This is a genomic window from Kosakonia oryzendophytica, from assembly GCF_900094925.1.
GTDB classification, from domain to species: domain Bacteria; phylum Pseudomonadota; class Gammaproteobacteria; order Enterobacterales; family Enterobacteriaceae; genus Kosakonia; species Kosakonia oryzendophytica.
This window is the reverse complement of the sequence record NZ_FMAY01000001.1, coordinates 38,927-57,310: the sequence shown is the minus strand read 5'-3', so window position 1 is coordinate 57,310 and position 18,384 is coordinate 38,927. Positions and strand designations below refer to the sequence as shown.

General features: G+C 53.4%; 14 protein-coding genes, 3 tRNA genes and 1 pseudogene. 10 read left to right on the top strand and 8 right to left on the bottom strand.

The features are described from left to right. Positions 1-32 precede the first annotated feature (32 nt). The 5 genes and pseudogenes from GA0061071_RS00265 to GA0061071_RS00245 form a co-directional block, all read right to left on the bottom strand. A complete protein-coding gene (locus GA0061071_RS00265; protein WP_088237984.1) occupies positions 33-1,811 on the bottom strand; it encodes an aminopeptidase P family protein in 1,779 nt (592 codons plus the stop codon). A 17-nt stretch (positions 1,812-1,828) separates the two neighbouring features. After that, positions 1,829-3,283: an AMP nucleosidase gene (locus GA0061071_RS00260; RefSeq protein ID WP_061494256.1), complete on the bottom strand. Its 1,455-nt coding sequence runs from the start codon at positions 3,281-3,283 to the stop codon at positions 1,829-1,831. 138 nt (positions 3,284-3,421) lie between these two features. Continuing rightward, positions 3,422-4,399 carry an acrylyl-CoA reductase (NADPH) gene (gene acuI / locus GA0061071_RS00255; protein ID WP_061494257.1) on the bottom strand — a complete coding sequence of 326 codons (978 nt, stop codon included), beginning with the start codon at positions 4,397-4,399 and terminating at the stop codon, positions 3,422-3,424. Beyond that, positions 4,396-5,107: pseudogene (gene acuR / locus GA0061071_RS00250) on the bottom strand (acrylate utilization transcriptional regulator AcuR). Before acuR ends, acuI begins: the two are co-directional and overlap by 4 nt. A gap of 152 nt (positions 5,108-5,259) precedes the next feature. Further along, entirely contained in the window at positions 5,260-5,448 is a 189-nt protein-coding gene (locus GA0061071_RS00245; protein WP_061494259.1) for a YjfB family protein, read from the bottom strand. Between the two features lie 510 nt (positions 5,449-5,958). Here GA0061071_RS00245 and GA0061071_RS00240 point away from each other — a divergent pair. The 5 genes from GA0061071_RS00240 (at position 5,959) to GA0061071_RS00220 (ending at position 11,100) form a co-directional block, all read left to right on the top strand. Next, entirely contained in the window at positions 5,959-7,512 is a 1,554-nt protein-coding gene (locus tag GA0061071_RS00240) for an L-lactate permease (RefSeq protein WP_061494260.1), read from the top strand. 55 nt (positions 7,513-7,567) lie between these two features. Next, positions 7,568-8,287: a (Fe-S)-binding protein gene (locus GA0061071_RS00235; protein WP_061494261.1), complete on the top strand. Its 720-nt coding sequence runs from the start codon at positions 7,568-7,570 to the stop codon at positions 8,285-8,287. Between the two features lie 10 nt (positions 8,288-8,297). Further along, the gene (locus GA0061071_RS00230; protein ID WP_061494262.1) at positions 8,298-9,719 is read left to right on the top strand and encodes a LutB/LldF family L-lactate oxidation iron-sulfur protein; all 1,422 of its coding nucleotides are present in this window, start codon (positions 8,298-8,300) and stop codon (positions 9,717-9,719) included. Continuing rightward, entirely contained in the window at positions 9,719-10,414 is a 696-nt protein-coding gene (locus GA0061071_RS00225) for a LutC/YkgG family protein (protein ID WP_088237983.1), read from the top strand. The genes GA0061071_RS00230 and GA0061071_RS00225 overlap by 1 nt, the downstream gene beginning before the upstream one ends. Positions 10,415-10,554: 140 nt before the next feature. Continuing rightward, complete coding sequence (locus GA0061071_RS00220) at positions 10,555-11,100, top strand: chorismate mutase (RefSeq protein ID WP_061494264.1); 546 nt, start codon at positions 10,555-10,557, stop codon at positions 11,098-11,100. A gap of 143 nt (positions 11,101-11,243) precedes the next feature. Here GA0061071_RS00220 and GA0061071_RS00215 read toward each other — a convergent pair. Then, positions 11,244-11,319 (bottom strand) — tRNA-Asn (locus tag GA0061071_RS00215). A 331-nt stretch (positions 11,320-11,650) separates the two neighbouring features. On the opposite strand from GA0061071_RS00215, the gene nac reads away from it, so the two are divergent. Both nac and cbl read left to right on the top strand, forming a co-directional pair. Next, positions 11,651-12,568: a nitrogen assimilation transcriptional regulator NAC gene (nac, locus tag GA0061071_RS00210; protein ID WP_061494265.1), complete on the top strand. Its 918-nt coding sequence runs from the start codon at positions 11,651-11,653 to the stop codon at positions 12,566-12,568. Between the two features lie 101 nt (positions 12,569-12,669). Further along, on the top strand, positions 12,670-13,620 hold the full coding sequence (gene cbl / locus GA0061071_RS00205) for an HTH-type transcriptional regulator Cbl (protein WP_061494266.1): 951 nt from the start codon (positions 12,670-12,672) through the stop codon (positions 13,618-13,620). Between the two features lie 38 nt (positions 13,621-13,658). Here cbl and GA0061071_RS00200 read toward each other — a convergent pair. Together GA0061071_RS00200 and mtfA are read right to left on the bottom strand one after the other, a co-directional pair. After that, a tRNA-Asn gene (locus GA0061071_RS00200) sits at positions 13,659-13,734 on the bottom strand. A gap of 100 nt (positions 13,735-13,834) precedes the next feature. Next, positions 13,835-14,629 carry a DgsA anti-repressor MtfA gene (mtfA, locus tag GA0061071_RS00195; RefSeq protein WP_061494267.1) on the bottom strand — a complete coding sequence of 265 codons (795 nt, stop codon included), beginning with the start codon at positions 14,627-14,629 and terminating at the stop codon, positions 13,835-13,837. A 93-nt stretch (positions 14,630-14,722) separates the two neighbouring features. On the opposite strand from mtfA, the gene GA0061071_RS00190 reads away from it, so the two are divergent. The 3 genes from GA0061071_RS00190 to GA0061071_RS00180 all read left to right on the top strand — a co-directional run bounded on the left by GA0061071_RS00190 (position 14,723) and on the right by GA0061071_RS00180 (position 18,333). After that, positions 14,723-14,812, top strand: a tRNA-Ser gene (locus GA0061071_RS00190). Between the two features lie 761 nt (positions 14,813-15,573). After that, positions 15,574-17,664: an ATP-binding protein gene (locus GA0061071_RS00185; protein ID WP_088237982.1), complete on the top strand. Its 2,091-nt coding sequence runs from the start codon at positions 15,574-15,576 to the stop codon at positions 17,662-17,664. Between the two features lie 27 nt (positions 17,665-17,691). Further along, a complete protein-coding gene (locus tag GA0061071_RS00180; RefSeq protein ID WP_088237981.1) occupies positions 17,692-18,333 on the top strand; it encodes a Pvc16 family protein in 642 nt (213 codons plus the stop codon). Positions 18,334-18,384 lie beyond the last annotated feature (51 nt).

Sequence of the window (18,384 nt, the reverse complement as noted above, 5' to 3'; positions counted from 1 at the left end):
CATCCGCGCCCCTTTATCTGTTGATGGCGGCGTCACCCGGCCTGAACGCGCAGTGGCGCGGTGGCGGCAAACAGCCACGGGCGGGCCTCGCTGTCGACCCGCGGCGATAGCGTGTCGCGAACCTGCTGATGATAATCATCCAGCCACTGCTGCTCTTGTTCACTGAGCAGATTCCATTCGACCAGGCTTAAATCGATAGGGATCAGCGTCAGCGACGCAAAGCGGCAGAAACCCGGCTGGCTTTCCACCACTTCCACCTGGTTTTCGATGCGAATACCGTAGCGATCGGCCAGGTAATAACCCGGTTCGATGGTCATGATATTGCCCGCAGACAGTGGCCATGGGTTGACCTTTTTGGCAATACGCTGTGGCTGCTCGTGGATCAGCAACTGGTGGCCCACGCCATGGCCGGTGCCGTGATCAAAATCCAGCCCTAAATCCCAGAGGGCACGGCGGGCAAAGGCATCCAGTTGATGCCCGTGCGTACCGCTCGGAAATTGCAGGGTGAACATCGACAAAAAGCCTTTCAGCACAGCGGTATAGTGCAGGCGTTGCTGGGGATCTACCGGGCCAAATGACAAGGTACGCGTGGCGTCGGTTGTACCGTTCTGGTACTGACCACCGGAGTCATTGAGATAGAGATGAGCTCGGGTAATCGGCAGGTTGGTTTTTTCGCTGCTGTGATAGTGGCACATGGCGGCATTGCTGGCGGAGGCGGAAATGGTGCTGAAGCTTTGCTCAATAAAACCGGGCTGCCGCTGGCGGAACTCGAGCTGTTTTTGCTGAGCTTCCAGTTCCGTCACCGGGTTGCCGGCTGCTTCGCGGGCCGGGACTTCCTGCGCCAGCCAGGCCAGAAAGTTAACCCATGCAGCGCCGTCCTGCTGATGGCTTTCACGGTAACCCGCCAGCTCAACCGCGTTTTTATGCGCTTTGATAAAGGTAATCGGATCGGCGCCCCACAGCGCCTCACCGCCGTGCTGTTCAATGGCGAAACGTAGTGCGACAGGCGCGAAATCGCCGTCGAGCAGGATCTTTTTGCCCGCCGCAACCTGCTGGCAACGGGGCAGGAAGGCGTCAACATCGTTGAGCGTCAGCGTGGAGATGAGCGCGGCGGAAAGTGTGGCTGTCTTGGGTGGCGCCACAAACCACTCCACCTCGCCGTCGCGGCTCAGCAGGGCAAAAGAGTGCGCCACCGGGTTCATCTCGATATCCGATCCACGAATGTTCAACAGCCAGGCAATATTGTCCGGCAGGGTGATAGCGAGAAAATCCGCCCCTTTTTCCGCCAGCACACGGGCAACTCGCGCACGTTTGTCGGCGCTGCTTTCACCGCTGATCGCAACCGGCATTTCGCGGATAGCCCCACACGGAGCTGCCGGGCGATCGTGCCAGATAGCATCAAACGGATCGGTGGTTAACGCGATTAACCGGCAGTGCGTCGCGCTCAGCGCCTGATACTGGCTGTTAACCATCAGTAACGGCTCAAACCCGATGCGGCTCCCGGCGGGCAGTGAAGCATTAAGCCACTGATCCAGCGGCTCGTTGTGCAAATGATGGATGTCAAACGCACTCAGATCCACCTCGTTGCGCACCTGCACCTGGTAGCGGCCGTCGACAAACAGAAGCGCTTTATCGCGCAACACCAGCGCCATGCCCGCCGACCCGGTGAAACCGGTCAGCCACTGCAATTTATTGTCATGCGGTGCGCAGTTTTCACTCTGATGAGCATCGGCGCGTGGGACGATGATGCCGTCAAGCTCAAGTGCAACTAACTGGTCACGTAATGCTTGCAGCGGTGAAGGGGATTGCATGTGGGATCCTTTTGTCATTAGCGGAACGGCGGTTCGTTAAAGGTGCGGAGTTTTCGGGAATGGAGACGGTCGCCTTCCGCGCGCAGCAAATCAATAGCCCGAATGCCGATTTGCAAATGTTCGGAAATCGCCCCTTCATAAAACCGGTTAGCCTGGCCGGGGAGTTTGATCTCCCCGTGCAGGGGTTTATCAGACACGCACAATAAGGTGCCATAAGGGACGCGGAAGCGGTAACCCTGCGCGGCAATGGTGGCACTCTCCATATCGATCGCCACGGCGCGACTCAGGTTGAAACGCAGCGCAGAAGCGGAGTAGCGCAGTTCCCAGTTACGATCGTCGGTGGTCACCACGGTGCCGGTACGCAGGCGTTGCTTCACTTCTTCGCCCGGCATATCGCTTACCTCTTTGGTGGCGTCATATAAGGCGCGTTGCACTTCGGCGATGCTCGGAATAGGAATATCCGGCGGCAGCACCGCATCCAGAACATGGTCGTCGCGCAGATAGGCGTGTGCCAGTACATAATCGCCAATCGCCTGGCTTTCACGCAGCCCACCGCAGTGACCAATCATCAACCAGACATCCGGGCGCAGCACCGCGAGATGGTCGCAGATAGTTTTCGCATTCGAAGGCCCAACACCAATGTTAATCAGCGTAATACCCTGACCATCGGCGGTAATCAAATGCCACGCTGGCATCTGGTGTTTCTTCCATGCGAGGTCTGAAACGGCGGTTTCCGGCGCTTCCGTATCGGCCGTGATCCAGTTGCCTCCGGCGCAGGAGAGCGCAACGTAAGGGCTTTCCGGATCGAGGATCTGGCTACAGCCCCAGCGCACAAACTCATCGACATAACGCGTGTAGTTGGTGAACAGCACGAAGGGCTGGAAATGTTCGACCGGTGTTCCGGTGTAGTGGCGCAGTCGCGCCAGCGAAAAGTCGACGCGGCGCGCATCGAAATGGGACAGCGGATAGAGTTCCGTGGGATGGAACAGTCCATCGGCAGTCTCATCGCCAATTTGCGCCAGTTCAGTGGTAGGGAAGAAGCGTGTCAACCCGGCGCTCATTGAACGGTCCAGCGTCAGGGCGGAGCCATCAATCACATACGGATAGGGGATCTCATGCGCTGACAGGCCCACTTCGATTTGTGCGCCGTAGTCCTGGCACAACAGTGTAAGTTGTTCGCGTAAATAGGGACGAAACAGCGACGGGCGGGTCACGGTAGTGGTGTAGCAACCCGAATGGGTAAAACGGGCATAGGCGCGGGTTTTGGGGGGATTGGTCGCGCTACCGTTCCAGCTTACCGACAGCGACGGATAGACGAACAACCCATTCGCACGGGCTTCAGCGTCGGGAAGCTGACCGGTTTCAATATACAGCGCGATGGCGTCGCGCAAGGCGGTAACCGAGCGGTCATACAGCGCTTCAAGCTGATCCAGCGCCTCTTCCGGGGTCAGGTGTGCACCCATATTGTTCATCTTTATCTCCTTATCTGCTCTACGGCTGTACCCGATAGTATGTCACAGGTTCGGGAAACGAAAGCCGGGTGCGAAGGGATTCAGAAGAAACGGGTGACGCGGGATAACCCGGCGCGACGGTGCGCGCCGGGGCAGGGATCAGCCGTGGATGTTAACCAGCGTACGTCCCTGGATTTTGTTTTGCAGAAAATCGGCGGCGGTAGCAGGGGCTTGCGCCAGCGTAATCTCTGTTGCGGCCTGCTGGTAATAGCTGGCGGGCAGCGTTTCCGCCAGACGTTGCCATACGGCGCCGCGCTGTGCAGTGGGTACCATAACGGAGTCCACGCCCTGTAAACGGACATTGCGCAGAATAAACGGCATCACCGTGGTCGGCAGCTCAAAGCTACCTGCCAGACCGCAGGCCGCGACACAGCCGCCATAGTTGGTTTGCGCCAGGACTTTGGCCAGTACCGCGCCGCCAACGGTATCCACTGCGCCTGCCCACAGCTGTTTTTCCAGTGGACGGGTCTGGGCGAAATCACTGCGCGGCAGGATCTCATCGGCCCCTAACTGACGCAGGAAATCGTGGGTGGATTCACGCCCGGTAACCGCGGCTACGCGGTAGCCTAGCGCTTTAAGCAATACCACCGCTGTACTGCCGACACCGCCGCTCGCGCCAGTCACCAGGATCGTGCCATCCTGCGGTTTCAGCCCTGCATCCTGCAGCGCCATGACGCACAGCATTGCCGTAAAGCCTGCCGTGCCAATGATCATCGCCTGACGGGCACTTAAATGCTCGGGCAGTGCAACCAGCCAGTCGCCTTTCACACAGGCCTGAGCCGCCAGACCGCCCCAGTGGTTTTCACCCACGCCCCAGCCGGTGAGGATCACGGCCTGGCCGGGTGCAAAACGCGGGTCGCGACTTTCGTTAACGCGGCCAGAAAAATCGATGCCCGGCACCATCGGGAACTGGCGGATAATTTTGCCCTTGCCGGTGATGGCCAGCGCGTCTTTGTAGTTAAGGCTGGACCAGTCTATATCGACCCGGACGTCGCCCTCCGCCAGTGGGGGGAGCTCAATGTCTTTGACTTCCGCCAGGGTTTGATTCTCTTGCTGTTCCAGAACTAATGCTTTCATGACTGCGTTTTCCTCGTCGGATGAGGTTGATTTTCGGCGGGTTATGCCGTCCTGTGCAGGTGTTTATTTCGTTGTAATGCTGTGCCGGAAGAAGGCCCAGTACTGATTGAGCGGTTCCACGGAGCGGAACAGTTTGGCGCGCATCACCGCCCCTTCCCAGCCGGACCAGAAAATCCGCGCCAGTTCGCCGGTGTCGGCAGTCGACGGTAACTCGCCGCACTGCTTTGCGGCCATCAGACAGTGGCTGACACGGGTTTCCCACTCTTCAAGGATTGTTTTCAACTGATCGGGAAAGGTTTCCGGTAACAGCGGCGTTTCCTGTAGCAGGTTGCCCACCAGGCAACCACGGCGGAAATCATATTTCGCCATGCCCTGGCCCGCATGGCGCACAAAGGCTTCTATGCGCTGTAAGGGCGTGAGCTGATCGTTCAGTAAAAAAGAGTCCAGTTTATGGGCGAAAAATGCACCGTAGGCGTTTAGCACTGCGGTGCCGAATTCCTGTTTGCTCTTAAAACAGTGGTAGAAAGACCCCTTGGGGACCGCGATATTTTTGATCACCGCATCAATGCCCGCCGACAGATAGCCCGTTTCGGTGATCACTTCGAGGCCCGAACGAATTAGCGCTTTGCGGATATCGGTGAATTCGCGTTCTACTTTCGGCGGCCGCCCACGACGGGGCTTGTGCTGCACGACTGTTTCGCCATTCATAATTTAGACCGATTGGTTTTAATTGGGGGCAGGCTACGCCGATTTGACGTGCTAAGCAAGCTAAGAGAAACAAAAAAAGCCCGCACGAGGCGGGCCTGGATTCATTTTTGCCCACCAACGCGGTAGGGCGGAGCGCTGGAGGGCAAACCGGATCAGGCGGTCGTGTTGATGTTACGACCGATTGCCGGGTTGGAGGGTAATTGCGGGATCTGTTTAATAAGATCCGTTGCAATTGACTGCTGGCTATCCAGCGCCTTTTTCAGCACCAGCGTGTTGACCTGGTTGCTGAGTTGATAGGAATCAAGACTGCTGGCTAATGATGAGATTTGTATTGGATCCATGCATTCATCCTTCGTTATGGAACAAAACAACCTGATAGCAGCTGAAATTATAGCTGCACACTATTATCGGCAGATTTTGCTCAAACTTTAAGCGTAGTGCAGGACGCAGGTATTCAGTGGCTTCATTTGTTAGCGATGATTAATGAGATTTTCCTCATAAAGCATTTCTTTAAAATTTTTTGGAAAACAGGACAAGCGCTCTAACGTGAATAATTCTTTATGTGGAAAAGTGCACTCCCAATAGGGTATTGACAGCGTTGACGGAAAGTATCAGAAGAAATAATGAAAAAATGCAAGATACTCCCTTTTTTCTTTTTTTAAATTGAGGGGGTATTTATTTGCAAAGCAAAAATAACATCGTGTGTACATTCTTTTATCTTTTTAGGATTGTGCAAAAATATAATTTACACTGAAGCGATCCAGCCACTCTTTTTCGAATTGACGGTAAGTTATAAAACATTTCCCATTTGTCATATAAATGCGATTGCGCTATTTCATCAGGGACACACAATGCACGAGTACTTATTGTTTATAGTAGGGCTTATCCCCCTGTTATTAATGGTTTTTTTAATTCTAAAAATTAGAATGCCCGTCCACTATTCTGTTCTGATTACCCTGGCGTTGACGTACTTACTGACGTTATTTTTCTGGCATACGCCAATGCCGACGCTTGAATCAGCCATCATCTATGGTGCGTTAAAAGGTTTATGGCCTATTGTCATCGTTATTCTGGGCGCCATTTACAGCTATAACCTGATGCAGGCGACCAGAGCGATGGATATTTTGCGCGAAGTGTTGGCCAGTATTAGCGATGATAAGCGCATTCAGGTTCTGCTTATCTCCTGGTGTTTCGGCGGTTTTCTCGAGGCCGCAGCGGGTTACGGTACGGCGGTGGCGATCCCCATCGGCATTCTGGTGGCGCTTGGATTCCCGCCGTTGAAATCAGCCATTGCATCACTGGTCGCAAATACCGTGCCTACCGCATTCGGTGCGGTGGGGATCCCCGTGTCTATTCTTGCGCAGCAGGTGAATCTGCCGGTGAATACCCTCAGTGGTACGATCATTTTGCAACTGGCGCTGTTTAACATTCTTTTGCCGTTCGTCATTATTTGTATTATCGGCGGTGGCCTGAAAGCCATTCGCGGCGTTTTTGGCATTACGCTTCTGTGCGGTATATCGACTTTGATCCCACAATATTTTGTGGCGGTGCACTTGGGTGCCGAGTTACCCGCTTTCGCCGGGAGCCTTGTGAGCCTGATTGCCGTGGCGATTGCCGGACGCATCCGTAACGGAAAGACAGATCCCGCCTGGCTTATCGAAACCCGTCCTGAGAGCGAGCGACCGGCACGTACCGCGGCGGTGCTACTGAAAACATGTTCCATCTATATCCTGATTTTTATTTTTATCCTGCTATGTTCGCCGCTGTTTCCGGGAATTAAATCGGCTGTTTCTGCGGTTGCGTCAGTACTGCATTTCCCGCTGGAAAATGGCACCACGCTCACACTTAAAATTGAGTGGATAGCGACCCCTGGCGTACTCATCATTCTGGCAACGGTTATCGGAGGCTGTATTCAGGGCGCTCCGATGAGCAGCATGCTACACGTATTTGTAAAAACCGTGCTGCAGCTTAGAAATTCCATTATTGCCATTATGTCCATCGTTGCGTTGGCCACGGTGATGGATGTTAGCGGGCTAATCTCCACGCTTGCACATGTACTGGTGAATATAACAGGCGGCAGCTACGTCTTTATTTCACCGATTATTGGCGCATTGGGGACGTTTGTAACCGGCAGTGATACCAATTCAAACGTCCTGTTCGGTAAGTTGCAAACCATGGCGGCGGCAAAACTGAATATTGATCCTACCTGGCTGGCGGCTGCCAATACTGCAGGTGCCACAGGCGGAAAAATGATTTCGCCGCAAAGTATCGCCATTGCGGTTTCCGCCGCGCGAATGGGAGGACAGGACAGCCATATTATGGCAGGCACGATGAAATACTGTGCTGCTTATATTCTTATTCTTGGTCTTGAAATCGGCCTTTATTATTACTGGGTCATGGCATGATGAGTGCGCAATACAGCGCGAAACCAACAACAAATAGGGCAATGGAGTTTTAACCGTGAATGTTAACTTTTTTGTCACCTGCATTGGTGACGCCATTAAATCACGTATGGCGCGTGATACGGTTTTGCTGTTAGAGCAGTTGGGATGTCGGGTAAGTTTCCCTGAGAAACAAGGGTGCTGTGGTCAGCCGGCCATTAACAGCGGTTATATCAACGAAGCCATTCCGGGCATGAAAAACCTTATTACCGCGCTGGAGGACAATGATTACCCCATCGTTTCCCCCGCCGGTTCCTGTACGTACGCGATTAAAAGCTATCCCGGTTATCTGGCGAACGAACCCGAATGGGCCGCCCGCGCCGAGAAGGTTGCCGCACGAATGTATGATCTGACGTCGTTTATTGTAAATACGCTGGGTGTCGTGGATGTGGGCGCGCGTTTACAAGGGAAGGCAGTTTACCACCCGTCGTGCAGCTTGTTTCGCAAGATGGGCGTGAAGGAGGAGCCGTTAGCGCTTTTACATCATGTTCAGGGGCTGGAGTTGCTTCCGTTCAGCCACCCGGAAACCTGCTGCGGTTTTGGCGGGACGTTTTCCGTCAAAATGGCGGAAATTTCCGGCGAAATGGTGAAAGAGAAGAGTGTGCACCTGATGGAGGGGCAACCGGATTACCTGATTGGCGCAGATGTCAGTTGCTTGCTGAATATTGGTGGGCGTCTGCAACGTGAAGGCCGACCGGTAAAAGTGATGCACATTGCTGAAGTCCTGATGAGTCGCTGAGGGAAATGTCATGTTTTTAAAAACCAGTCAGGTCGAATTTAAAACGCGTATCCGTCAGCAGATTGATGATCCCATCATGCGTAAAGCGGTGGCGAATGCGCAGGAGCGAATTGGCGGCAACCGTCAGAAAATGGTGGACGAGTTGGGGAACTGGGAAGCCTGGCGCGATCATGCCAGCCAGATCCGCGACCATGTGCTGCAAAATCTGGACGCTTACCTGTATCAATTGTCGGAGAAGGTGACCGAAAACGGCGGCCATGTTTATTTCGCGAAAACGAAAGAAGAGGCCACGGGCTACATCCTGAAGGTTGCGCAGGCAAAAAATGCCAAAAAAGTGGTCAAGTCCAAATCCATGGTAACGGAAGAGATTGGCATGAATCCGGTTTTACAGCAGGCCGGGATTGAGGTCATCGAAACCGATTTGGGTGAGTATATCCTGCAACTGGATCAGGACCCGCCTTCGCATGTTGTGGTACCGGCCATTCATAAAGATCGCCACCAGATCCGCCGGGTGCTTGCTGATCATCTGGGCTATAGCGGCCCGGAAACCCCCGAAGCGATGACACGCTTTATCCGCCAGAAAATCCGCCAGGATTTCCTCAGTGCGGAAGTGGGCATTACCGGCTGCAATTTCGCTGTGGCCGAAACCGGGTCTGTCTGCCTGGTGACCAATGAAGGGAACGCGCGAATGTGCACCACGTTGCCCAAAACGCATATTGCCGTAATGGGGATGGAGCGCATTGCACCGACGTTTGAAGAGGTGGACGTGCTCATCACCATGCTGGCGCGAAGCGCCGTTGGCGCCCGACTGACTGGCTACAACACCTGGCTGACGGGGCCCCGGGAGGCGGACAATGTTGACGGTCCGGAGGAGTTCCACCTGGTGATAGTCGATAATGGTCGTTCAGCGGTACTTGGCTCGCAATTTCGTGACGTGCTGCGCTGCATCCGTTGCGGTGCCTGTATTAACACCTGCCCGGCGTATCGGCACATTGGCGGGCACGGTTACGGCTCTATTTATCCCGGCCCCATCGGCGCGGTCATTTCGCCGTTACTGGGAGGCTATAAGGATTTTAAAGATCTGCCTTACGCCTGCTCGCTCTGCTCGGCCTGCGACACGGTCTGCCCGGTGAAAATCCCGCTGTCCAAACTGATTTTGCGCCACCGCAGAGTGATGGCGGAAGAGGGGATCACGCCAAAAGCAGAGCAACGGGTGATTAAAATGTTTGCTTACGCCAACAGCCATCCGGGGATATGGAAAGTTGGCATGATCGCCGGTGCCCGTGCGGCCAGTTGGTTGATTAAAGAGGGCAAAGCGCCGATAAATATTGGCGCCATCAGCAGCTGGACGCAGGCGCGGGATCTCCCGGATGCCGACGGCGAAAGCTTCCGTAGCTGGTTTAAAAAACATCAGGCGCAGGGGAAAAAATAATGGATAACCGAACCGCGTTTCTGGCGACAATTGCGCAGGCTTTGGGGCGCGGGCCCCGTAATACCCCGGACGCCCGGCCTGCACCAGCCCATAATTATGCGCAGAGCCGACTGACTGAGCTCAGCCAGCAGCAGCGTTGTGATGCGTTTATCGACGTGGCTTCGACGGTCATGTTGGTTCAGTGCGAACTGACTCGCGAAGAAGACGCGCCGGCTGCCGTGCTGCGGCTATGTGAACAATATAGTCAACAGCCGGTGGTGGTGAGTGGCGATGCACGTTTGGCAGCGACGGGCATTACGGCCCGTTTACAGGAAGCTTGCCGCGCGACCGTGTGGGATCCGCAGGCAGGTGAGCAAAATATCCGCCTGGCGGAGCAGGCAAAAGTAGGGGTGGTGTTTGCCGATTACGGGTTGACGGAATCGGGGGGAGTGGTGCTCTTTTCTGCGGCGGAACGCGGTCGCGCCATCAGCCTGCTTCCGGAATCCTCCATTTTTGTGTTGCGTAAAAGCACGATCCTGCCGCGTGTTGCACAGTTGGCGACGCAATTACACGCCCTGTCGCAGCAGGGTAAACGCATGCCTTCCTGCATTAATATTATTGGCGGTCCCAGCTCCACGGCCGATATTGAGCTAATAAAAGTGGTGGGTGTTCACGGCCCGGTCAACGCAGCCTATGTAATCATTGAAGATTGTTGATGTCGTAAACAGAGAGGCCAGCCGTCAGGCTGGTCTTTTTGTTAACATTAGAAATATCCTGAAAACACAATAGTAACATTAGGTTAATTATAACAAAGTAAGGTAATCATGATATTTTCCAACCGAGGTGAGGGTTAGTCATGATTCATTATGTGGCCGTTTTCTTGTCGTCACTCTTTATGTGCAGCGCTGTTTACGCCGGTTCAGTGAGCAATGTTTCACTCAGCACGTTGTCCTCTACGCTGAATCAGCGCATGGTGCTCATGCGGGATGTAGCCGAATTTAAAGCCGTTCATCATCTGCCGGTTGAGGATCTGGCACGGGAAGACAATGTGATTTCCGCTGCCAGGAACGAGGCCGCAGAGGCCGGGCTCGATCCACAAACCGTTGAACCTTTTGTCCACGCGTTAATGAATGCGAGCAAAGCTATCCAGTATCGTTATCTGGCTGATTGGCTGGCGACGCCACAACAGGGCGCATCTGCGCAGACGTTAGCCTCCTCACGTGAGCAAATCCAGCAACTGGATCAGCAATTAATGACTACATTAAGCCAGTATTTACTCACCGGTTCATTTAGCCGCGATGACCTCACCTGGCTGGGAAGCCAGCTCAACGCCCCTAATCTCAGTAAGGCGGATATCGACAATTTGCTTCATGCTTTAACGCAGATCCGGCGTGCGGTCTGATGTCTCTTTAGCGTGGTGAAAAGGAAGTGCTGAAACAGGATAAGATGTGCCTGAGTTTTTCCCGAGACGGGAAATAGAGCGATGAGAATTTACGTTGACGCAGAAAAGCAAAAAGCCTGCTCGTAAGCAGGCTTTTCTAAATTTGGCTCCTCTGACTGGACTCGAACCAGTGACATACGGATTAACAGTCCGCCGTTCTACCGACTGAACTACAGAGGAATCGTGTGAACGGGGCGCATATTAACGGCGGCCATCGGGCTTGTCAAAGGCTGGATGGCCTTAAGCCGATCGTTTGCTGACAATTTCGGCAATCTGATGGCGGGATAAGCACTTACCGGTGCATTTGCACTGATTTGGTGCAAATTACCCCTTATGGGGCAGATGTCAAACCACTGTTTTAGTAATAATTACCCAAGGGGTAATTAGAAACACTTATTATCCAGCCTGTTAGGCTGCGATCTCTTCCCTGACTAAAACTGGCAAGCATATTGCAACTCCTCCGACGACATAACATCCGGTGTTGGCCCGGTAATCCGTAACAGGAGGCAAAATGAACTTAAGACGACTGAAATACTTCGTAAAAATCGTCGATATTGGAAGCCTGACGCAGGCCGCCGAAGTATTGCATATTGCACAGCCGGCGCTGAGCCAGCAGGTTGCCACTCTGGAAGGTGAGTTGGATCAGCAGTTATTGATTCGCACCAAACGGGGAGTGACACCGACGGAAGCAGGGAAAATTCTCTATACCCATGCGCGAACCATTTTGCGCCAGTGCGAACAGGCGCAGTTAGCAGTGAACAGTGTGGGGCAAAGCTTGCGTGGTCAGGTGTCTATCGGCCTTGCGCCGGGCACGGCGGCATCGTCCATCACCATGCCGTTATTGCAGGCGGTGCGCACGGAGCTGCCGGACGTCACCGTTTATCTGCATGAAAACAGCGGTGCAGTGCTGAATGATAAATTGCTGAGCGGGCAACTGGATATGGCGGTGCTGTATGAGCGCGCGCCGGGCGCAGGCATTAACAGCCTGCCGTTGCTGAAAGAAGATCTTTACCTGGTTGGTACGCGTGACTGTCCGGGGCAGAGTGTGGATTTGACGGCGGTCGCTGAAATGAATTTGTTCCTGCCGCGTGACTACAGTGCAGTGCGTTTACGTGTGGATGAAGCCTTTTCACTGCGCCGTCTGACGGCAAAAATTATCGGTGAGATCGAATCCATCGCCACGTTGACAGCCGCGATTGCCAGCGGAATGGGCGTGACGGTGTTACCTGAGTCGGCGGCGCGTTCGCTGTGCGGTGCAACAAACGGCTGGATGTCGCGCATCACCACACCGTCAATGAATTTACCGCTGTCGCTGAATGTGTCGGCACGGGGGGCATTGTCGCCGCAGGCACAGGCGGTAAAAGATATTTTGATGTCATTGGTTAGCCGCCCGGCAATGGAAAGCCACGAGCTTCAGTTGGTGAGCTAATTATTATTCCTTAATGGAATAAGATGCTGGTTTTTATTATTTGTTCTGCCAGGCCACAGACTTTAACAATAGCGTCATGTCTGATGAGCCTGGAGGAAAGGGTGAATTTCCAGCAATTAAAAATTATCCGCGAGGCGGCGCGGCGGGATTACAACCTGACTGAAGTTGCCAATATGCTTTACACCTCACAATCCGGTGTGAGTCGTCATATCCGTGAGCTTGAGGAAGAGCTGGGGATAGAAATTTTCATCCGTCGTGGCAAGCGACTGCTCGGCATGACTGAGCCAGGTAAAGCCCTGCTGGTCATTGCCGAGCGTATCCTTAATGAAGCAAGCAACGTGCGCAGGCTTGCCGATCTCTTTACTAACGATACCTCCGGCGTATTAACCATTGCGACCACCCATACGCAGGCGCGATACAGCCTGCCTTCGGTGATCAAAGCTTTCCGTGCGCTGTTTCCGGAAGTGCGTCTCGAATTGATCCAGGGCACGCCACAGGAGATCGAATCACTGTTGCATAACGGCGGGGCGGATATCGGTATCGCCAGTGAGCGCCTGAGCAACGACAGTACGCTGGCGGCGTTTCCGTGGTTCCGCTGGCATCACAGCTTACTGGTACCCAGCGATCACCCGTTGGCGCAGAGCTCTCCGCTGACGCTGGAAGAGATCAGCCGCTGGCCGCTGATCACTTATCGTCAGGGGATCACCGGGCGCTCTCGCATTGATGAAGCGTTTGGACGCAAAGGATTAATTCCCGACGTGGTGCTGAGTGCGCAGGACTCCGATGTGATTAAAACCTATGTCGAGCTGGGGTTAGGTGTCGGGCTGGTGGCGGAGCAGTCAAGCGGCGAGAATGAAGAAGGGAAGCTGGTGCGCCTGGATACGCAACATCTGTTTGATGCCAATACCGTCTGGCTAGGGCTGAAACGCGGTCAGTTACAGCGCAATTATGTCTGGCGATTTATCGAACTGTGTAATGCCGGGCTGTCGGTGGAAGATATCAAGCGGCAGGTGATGGAGCCGGACGAAACGGTGATTGATTATCAAATCTGAAAAGCAAAAAGCCTGCTCGAAAGCAGGCTTTTTAAATTTGGCTCCTCTGACTGGACTCGAACCAGTGACATACGGATTAACAGTCCGCCGTTCTACCGACTGAACTACAGAGGAATTGTCTGAACGGGGCGCATACTACTGGCCCCGATCTGCTGTGTCAACACTAAATTTAACCTACTGATTCAATTGGCTAATTAAAGCGCAGACTGCCGTTTTAATGCACTCTGTTCAGGTTCTCGCCGTAGCCAGACTGACCGCGCAGACGACTGAGCGGATCCTGGCCGTAAAACTGGCAAAAACGTTGCCACAGCGCCGGGAAACGCGGGGCGAACAGTTCCGGCGCGCTGAAGAAATACTCGGAGAGTACCGCAAAACACTCCGCCGGGTCGGTTGCTGCATAGGCATCAATACTGGCCGCGCTTTCCCCCACCAGATCGATCTCATCCTGGATATTGTCCATTGCCGCGTGCAGGTCGTGTTCCCAGCCTGCAACTTCGCGCAGCGGAATGAGTGGAATACCGCTGGCGCGATCGCCATTGCGCGTATCAAGCTTGTGCGCGACCTCGTGAATGATCAGGTTAAAACCGGAAGCGTCAAACGAGTCCTGAATATCCAGCCAGTTGAGAATGATTGGGCCTTGTTGCCAGCTCTGCCCGGACTGCACCACGCGCTGGTTATGCACCAGCCCGATATCGTCTTCCCACTCATCATCAACCACAAACGGGGCAGGGTAGATCAGCACTTCATGGAAACCGTCCAGCCACTCCAGACCCAGTTCGAGGACCGGAAGACAAAACAGCAGACTGATGCGTGCGCTTTTTAGCGCATCCAGTTCAAATCCCTGCAAAGGAACCAGCCTTTTTTGTTGTAAAAAGCGGTCCGCCAGTTGAACCAGTTTGATCTGTTCATCCGGTAATAAATTCGCCAGCACAGGGGCGTTTAACGCTTCTTCCCACGGGAACTCCGCCTCGTCGGCGGATCCTTTCGTTTTCCAGGGCCACTTTATCATCGCTTTGCTCGCAAACTCGCCACTTGAACCAAATTAACGGGACAGGGTCTGTTAAAATGCCAAATTACCTGGCATCATGGCAACTGTCTGTACGGAGAGATGCCAGAGCGGCTGAATGGACCGGTCTCGAAAACCGGAGTAGGGGCAACTCTACCGGGGGTTCAAATCCCCCTCTCTCCGCCACTTCCTTTACCCCTCGCGTTATCGCCCTTTTTCATCCGCCTCTGAACGTCTGAGCATACCGTAACCACCTGACTTTTTTGTGGTGTTTAAGGCTAAGGCAGCACAACGCGGATACGTTATCACCCCGTTTGCCATTCCGGGTAGCGCTTTGCGACGATGTCATTCATTTTGTGAACCAGGTCGTAACCCTGGATGCATCACGGCTGACTCCGTTTCATACACGTCTAGACTGTTTTCCTCCGTTACATTGAGCAGATGGATTTTTACTGGGGGCGGATGAACGCGGGGCCCTTATTCATAACAACGTAATGAAATAACGCCAGGTATTTCTGAATAAGATTTTTCATGCGGCTTTTTGCAGGCATTTGAATCGATTGTAATATCCGCGTTCCTGCGCCAGTGCTATTTGTTTTTGACACTGTTAGATATTTTTTGAATTAACCATTTGTTATTGTTTTTGTGTGTTTAATATTAATAAAAACAGCAAGATATTCATTTGTTATCTCAAGTGGACTAATGCATTTAATCGTCAGGCAGGCGCCGCTACAGGTTATCGGGATAATTTGCATTTCGCAGGGTGACTGCCTAGCTTTTTATTGTCAATAGAGTGATGTCACGATACTCACCACATTCTCTGTTAATCGCGTTAAATCAGGGAAGTGCGGTAGCCTGCCTTTCGTAATAACAACCCCATAATCAATTGATTTAATTAACGGCAGGTAAGCGTTGGTGTAATAAATAATTCAGGAGCGACAAACGATATGACGCAAGAAATATCCTGCGACGGTGTCGATGAGAATACGACACAGGAGTGGAATTACTCCGTACTGCGCGAACAGTTTGAACGTATCGAAAATTCACTCCAACGTTATCTACGCGCTGTGCATCAGCGAGTGGAGGAGTATTCACATAAAACGCAAGAGACGATGCTCTCCACGCTGCAAATGGCTATGTTCGTGCGGTTTCAAACAAAAATTCCCGCTTGTGATATCCCGGTGTGCCAGCAAAGTTTTCGCGAAGCGGAACGCGCGGTGATCCCGTCTGAGAGCAGGCTGGCGTTACTCATAGCGCGTTTTGGACTCAATCAATTTGAGCGGGATGCGTTGTTACTGGCGCTGATGCCGCTGGCGAATGGAAATGCCGGTTTCCTGTTTGCTTGTTTACAGAACGACACGCACGAAAGCTGGCCTGGTCCGGAACTGATTCTTAATCTTCTCTGCCGTGACGCCATAGAGCGTCTGGATATGCAGGCCTGTTTATCCCCATTTTCCCCACTGGTACGGTATGCGTTGGTGTTCAGCGGTGACCCGGAGAGTAATAACGATCAAGCGTCGTTCTTACAAGGAAGCATGCATATTTATCGCTATTTATCCGGCAGAGACTCGCCGCTCGGGCAGGCATGTTGCCGGTGGCTGGAACCGCCGACGGACATCGATTTGTTCCCTGGCGTGACGAAACAATTGCTCCATTATGTCTATCATCCGGCCCCCGCATTGCTGATTTCACTGGCAAAAGGAAGCGTCGGTTCGCGGCAGATGGCGTTGTCGCGTGCAGCACATATCGCAGGACGGAAGCTGCTGCTGTTTGATATGGAGCAAGCTCCCACAGACGAGACGCAATTTTGCCGCTGTTTTGTGGATGTGCTGCGGGAGTCCACGCTGTATGCCGCAGGTCTTGTCCTTCATGGATTGCACCAGGCCTGGCAAAACCATACCGATTTACGCAACTGGATGAGTGACCGCATTCGTGAACATCGTTTCCCGCTGTTTGGTTTGAGTGAAACAGGTATTCCTCTGGTGCCGTTGACGGACGTTGCCCAGGTGCTCATTGAAATGCCGCAGAGTTCGACCCAGGATGAAGCACGACTGCTAGACCGTTTCCTGCAACGCTATCGGGTTGAAGCGGATGTGGACACGCAGATGCTGGTTCGCCGATTCAGACCCCCTCCGGATACGCTGCTCCAGTCGCTCAGTGATGCGGATGCCTATCGGGAATTGCGGGGAGCGGATGCACTCTCTGTCGATGACCTCTGCCGGGCTTTCCGGCAGCGTTCCCAACAGGCTTTCGGTGGGCTTGCCACACGAGTTGAGCCCCGGCGAACATTCGATGATCTGATCGTCGCTGAGGGCCTCAACAAGCAACTGGAGGAGGTGCTGGCCGCCGTCCGGTTTCGTGAGGAGATGCTCGCTCAGGGGTTTGCCCGCAAGATTGCCTATGGAACCGGTGTTAGCGCGTTATTCCATGGCGATTCCGGAACGGGGAAAACACTGGTGGCGGAAGTGTTAGCCGGTGCGCTGGGTGTGGATATGATCAAGATCGACCTTGCCACTGTCGTTAATAAATACATCGGTGAAACCGAGAAGAATCTGGCGCGCATTTTTGATATTGCGGAAGCGGATTCCGGATTACTGTTCTTTGATGAAGCCGATGCGTTATTCGGCAAACGGAGTGAAACCCGGGATTCTCATGACCGCTACGCGAATATTGAAATCTCCTATTTATTGCAGCGTCTTGAAAGTTATACCGGACTGGTCATTCTTGCCACCAACAATCGCTCACACCTGGATGAGGCATTCACCCGTCGGCTGAGTTTTATTATCCGTTTTCCATTTCCCGATATCACACTACGCGAACGAATGTGGCGAGGCATCTGGCCTGCCGAAATACGCGTGGCGGAGGATGTGGACTTTGCCGCGCTGGCCCGACGGGCTGAAATCACCGGCGCTAACATTCGTAATATTGCATTGCTGGCAAGTTGGCTTGCTGCTGACAATCAATCGACATGTGTGGAACAAAAACATATCGAACGTGCGCTGCAACGTGAGCTCGCCAAGATGGGACGTGTCGTCTGAACCCGCACTCTCTACCGGAGAACTTCTATGTCAGATATTACTGATACTGATGCAACTGCGCCTGCCATTGCGTCTGATACTACACTGATTGAACTCAATGTCGCTATTGATGCGGCATTACGTCAGTATTTGCCACCGGATGTCGCCATCCGTTTCGACCTGCCGCCGAAAGATTCAACACCCGATGTTCCTACCGTGTGCGTGTTTCTCTATGACATCCAGGAAGATTTACAGTTGCGGGTCGGTGAGCGCAGGCAGTACGTCTCTGTCACCGGGCAGTTTGTGCCGGGGTATGTCAACATCCGCTGTTGTTATCTGGTCACGTATTTTGAGGTGGCACAAAGCAGCAGCAGTGACTCACCGTCTAGCCAGGCCAATAGCCAGTCGTTGATCATCATTAATAATGTACTCAACGCGTTGGTTAATCACCGTTCGTTCTCCTCATTGCCTGGTGCATATTTGCGCGTCATTCCTCCTTCTGAGCAACTCAATAGTCTGGGAAACTTCTGGCAGGCGGTCGGTAATACGCCGCGGCTATGCCTCAGTTATATGGTCACTGTGCCGCTGAAACTGACTGACCTGCAAACGACGTACACGCCAGTCAGCACCACCAGCGTTCAGTCCGCGCATATGTCAAATGATGATGCGACGGAAACCAGTGAGAGCTAATCCCTGGCTGGTGAGCAATGCGGTTGCCTCAGGCCCATAATCGTGTCCAAC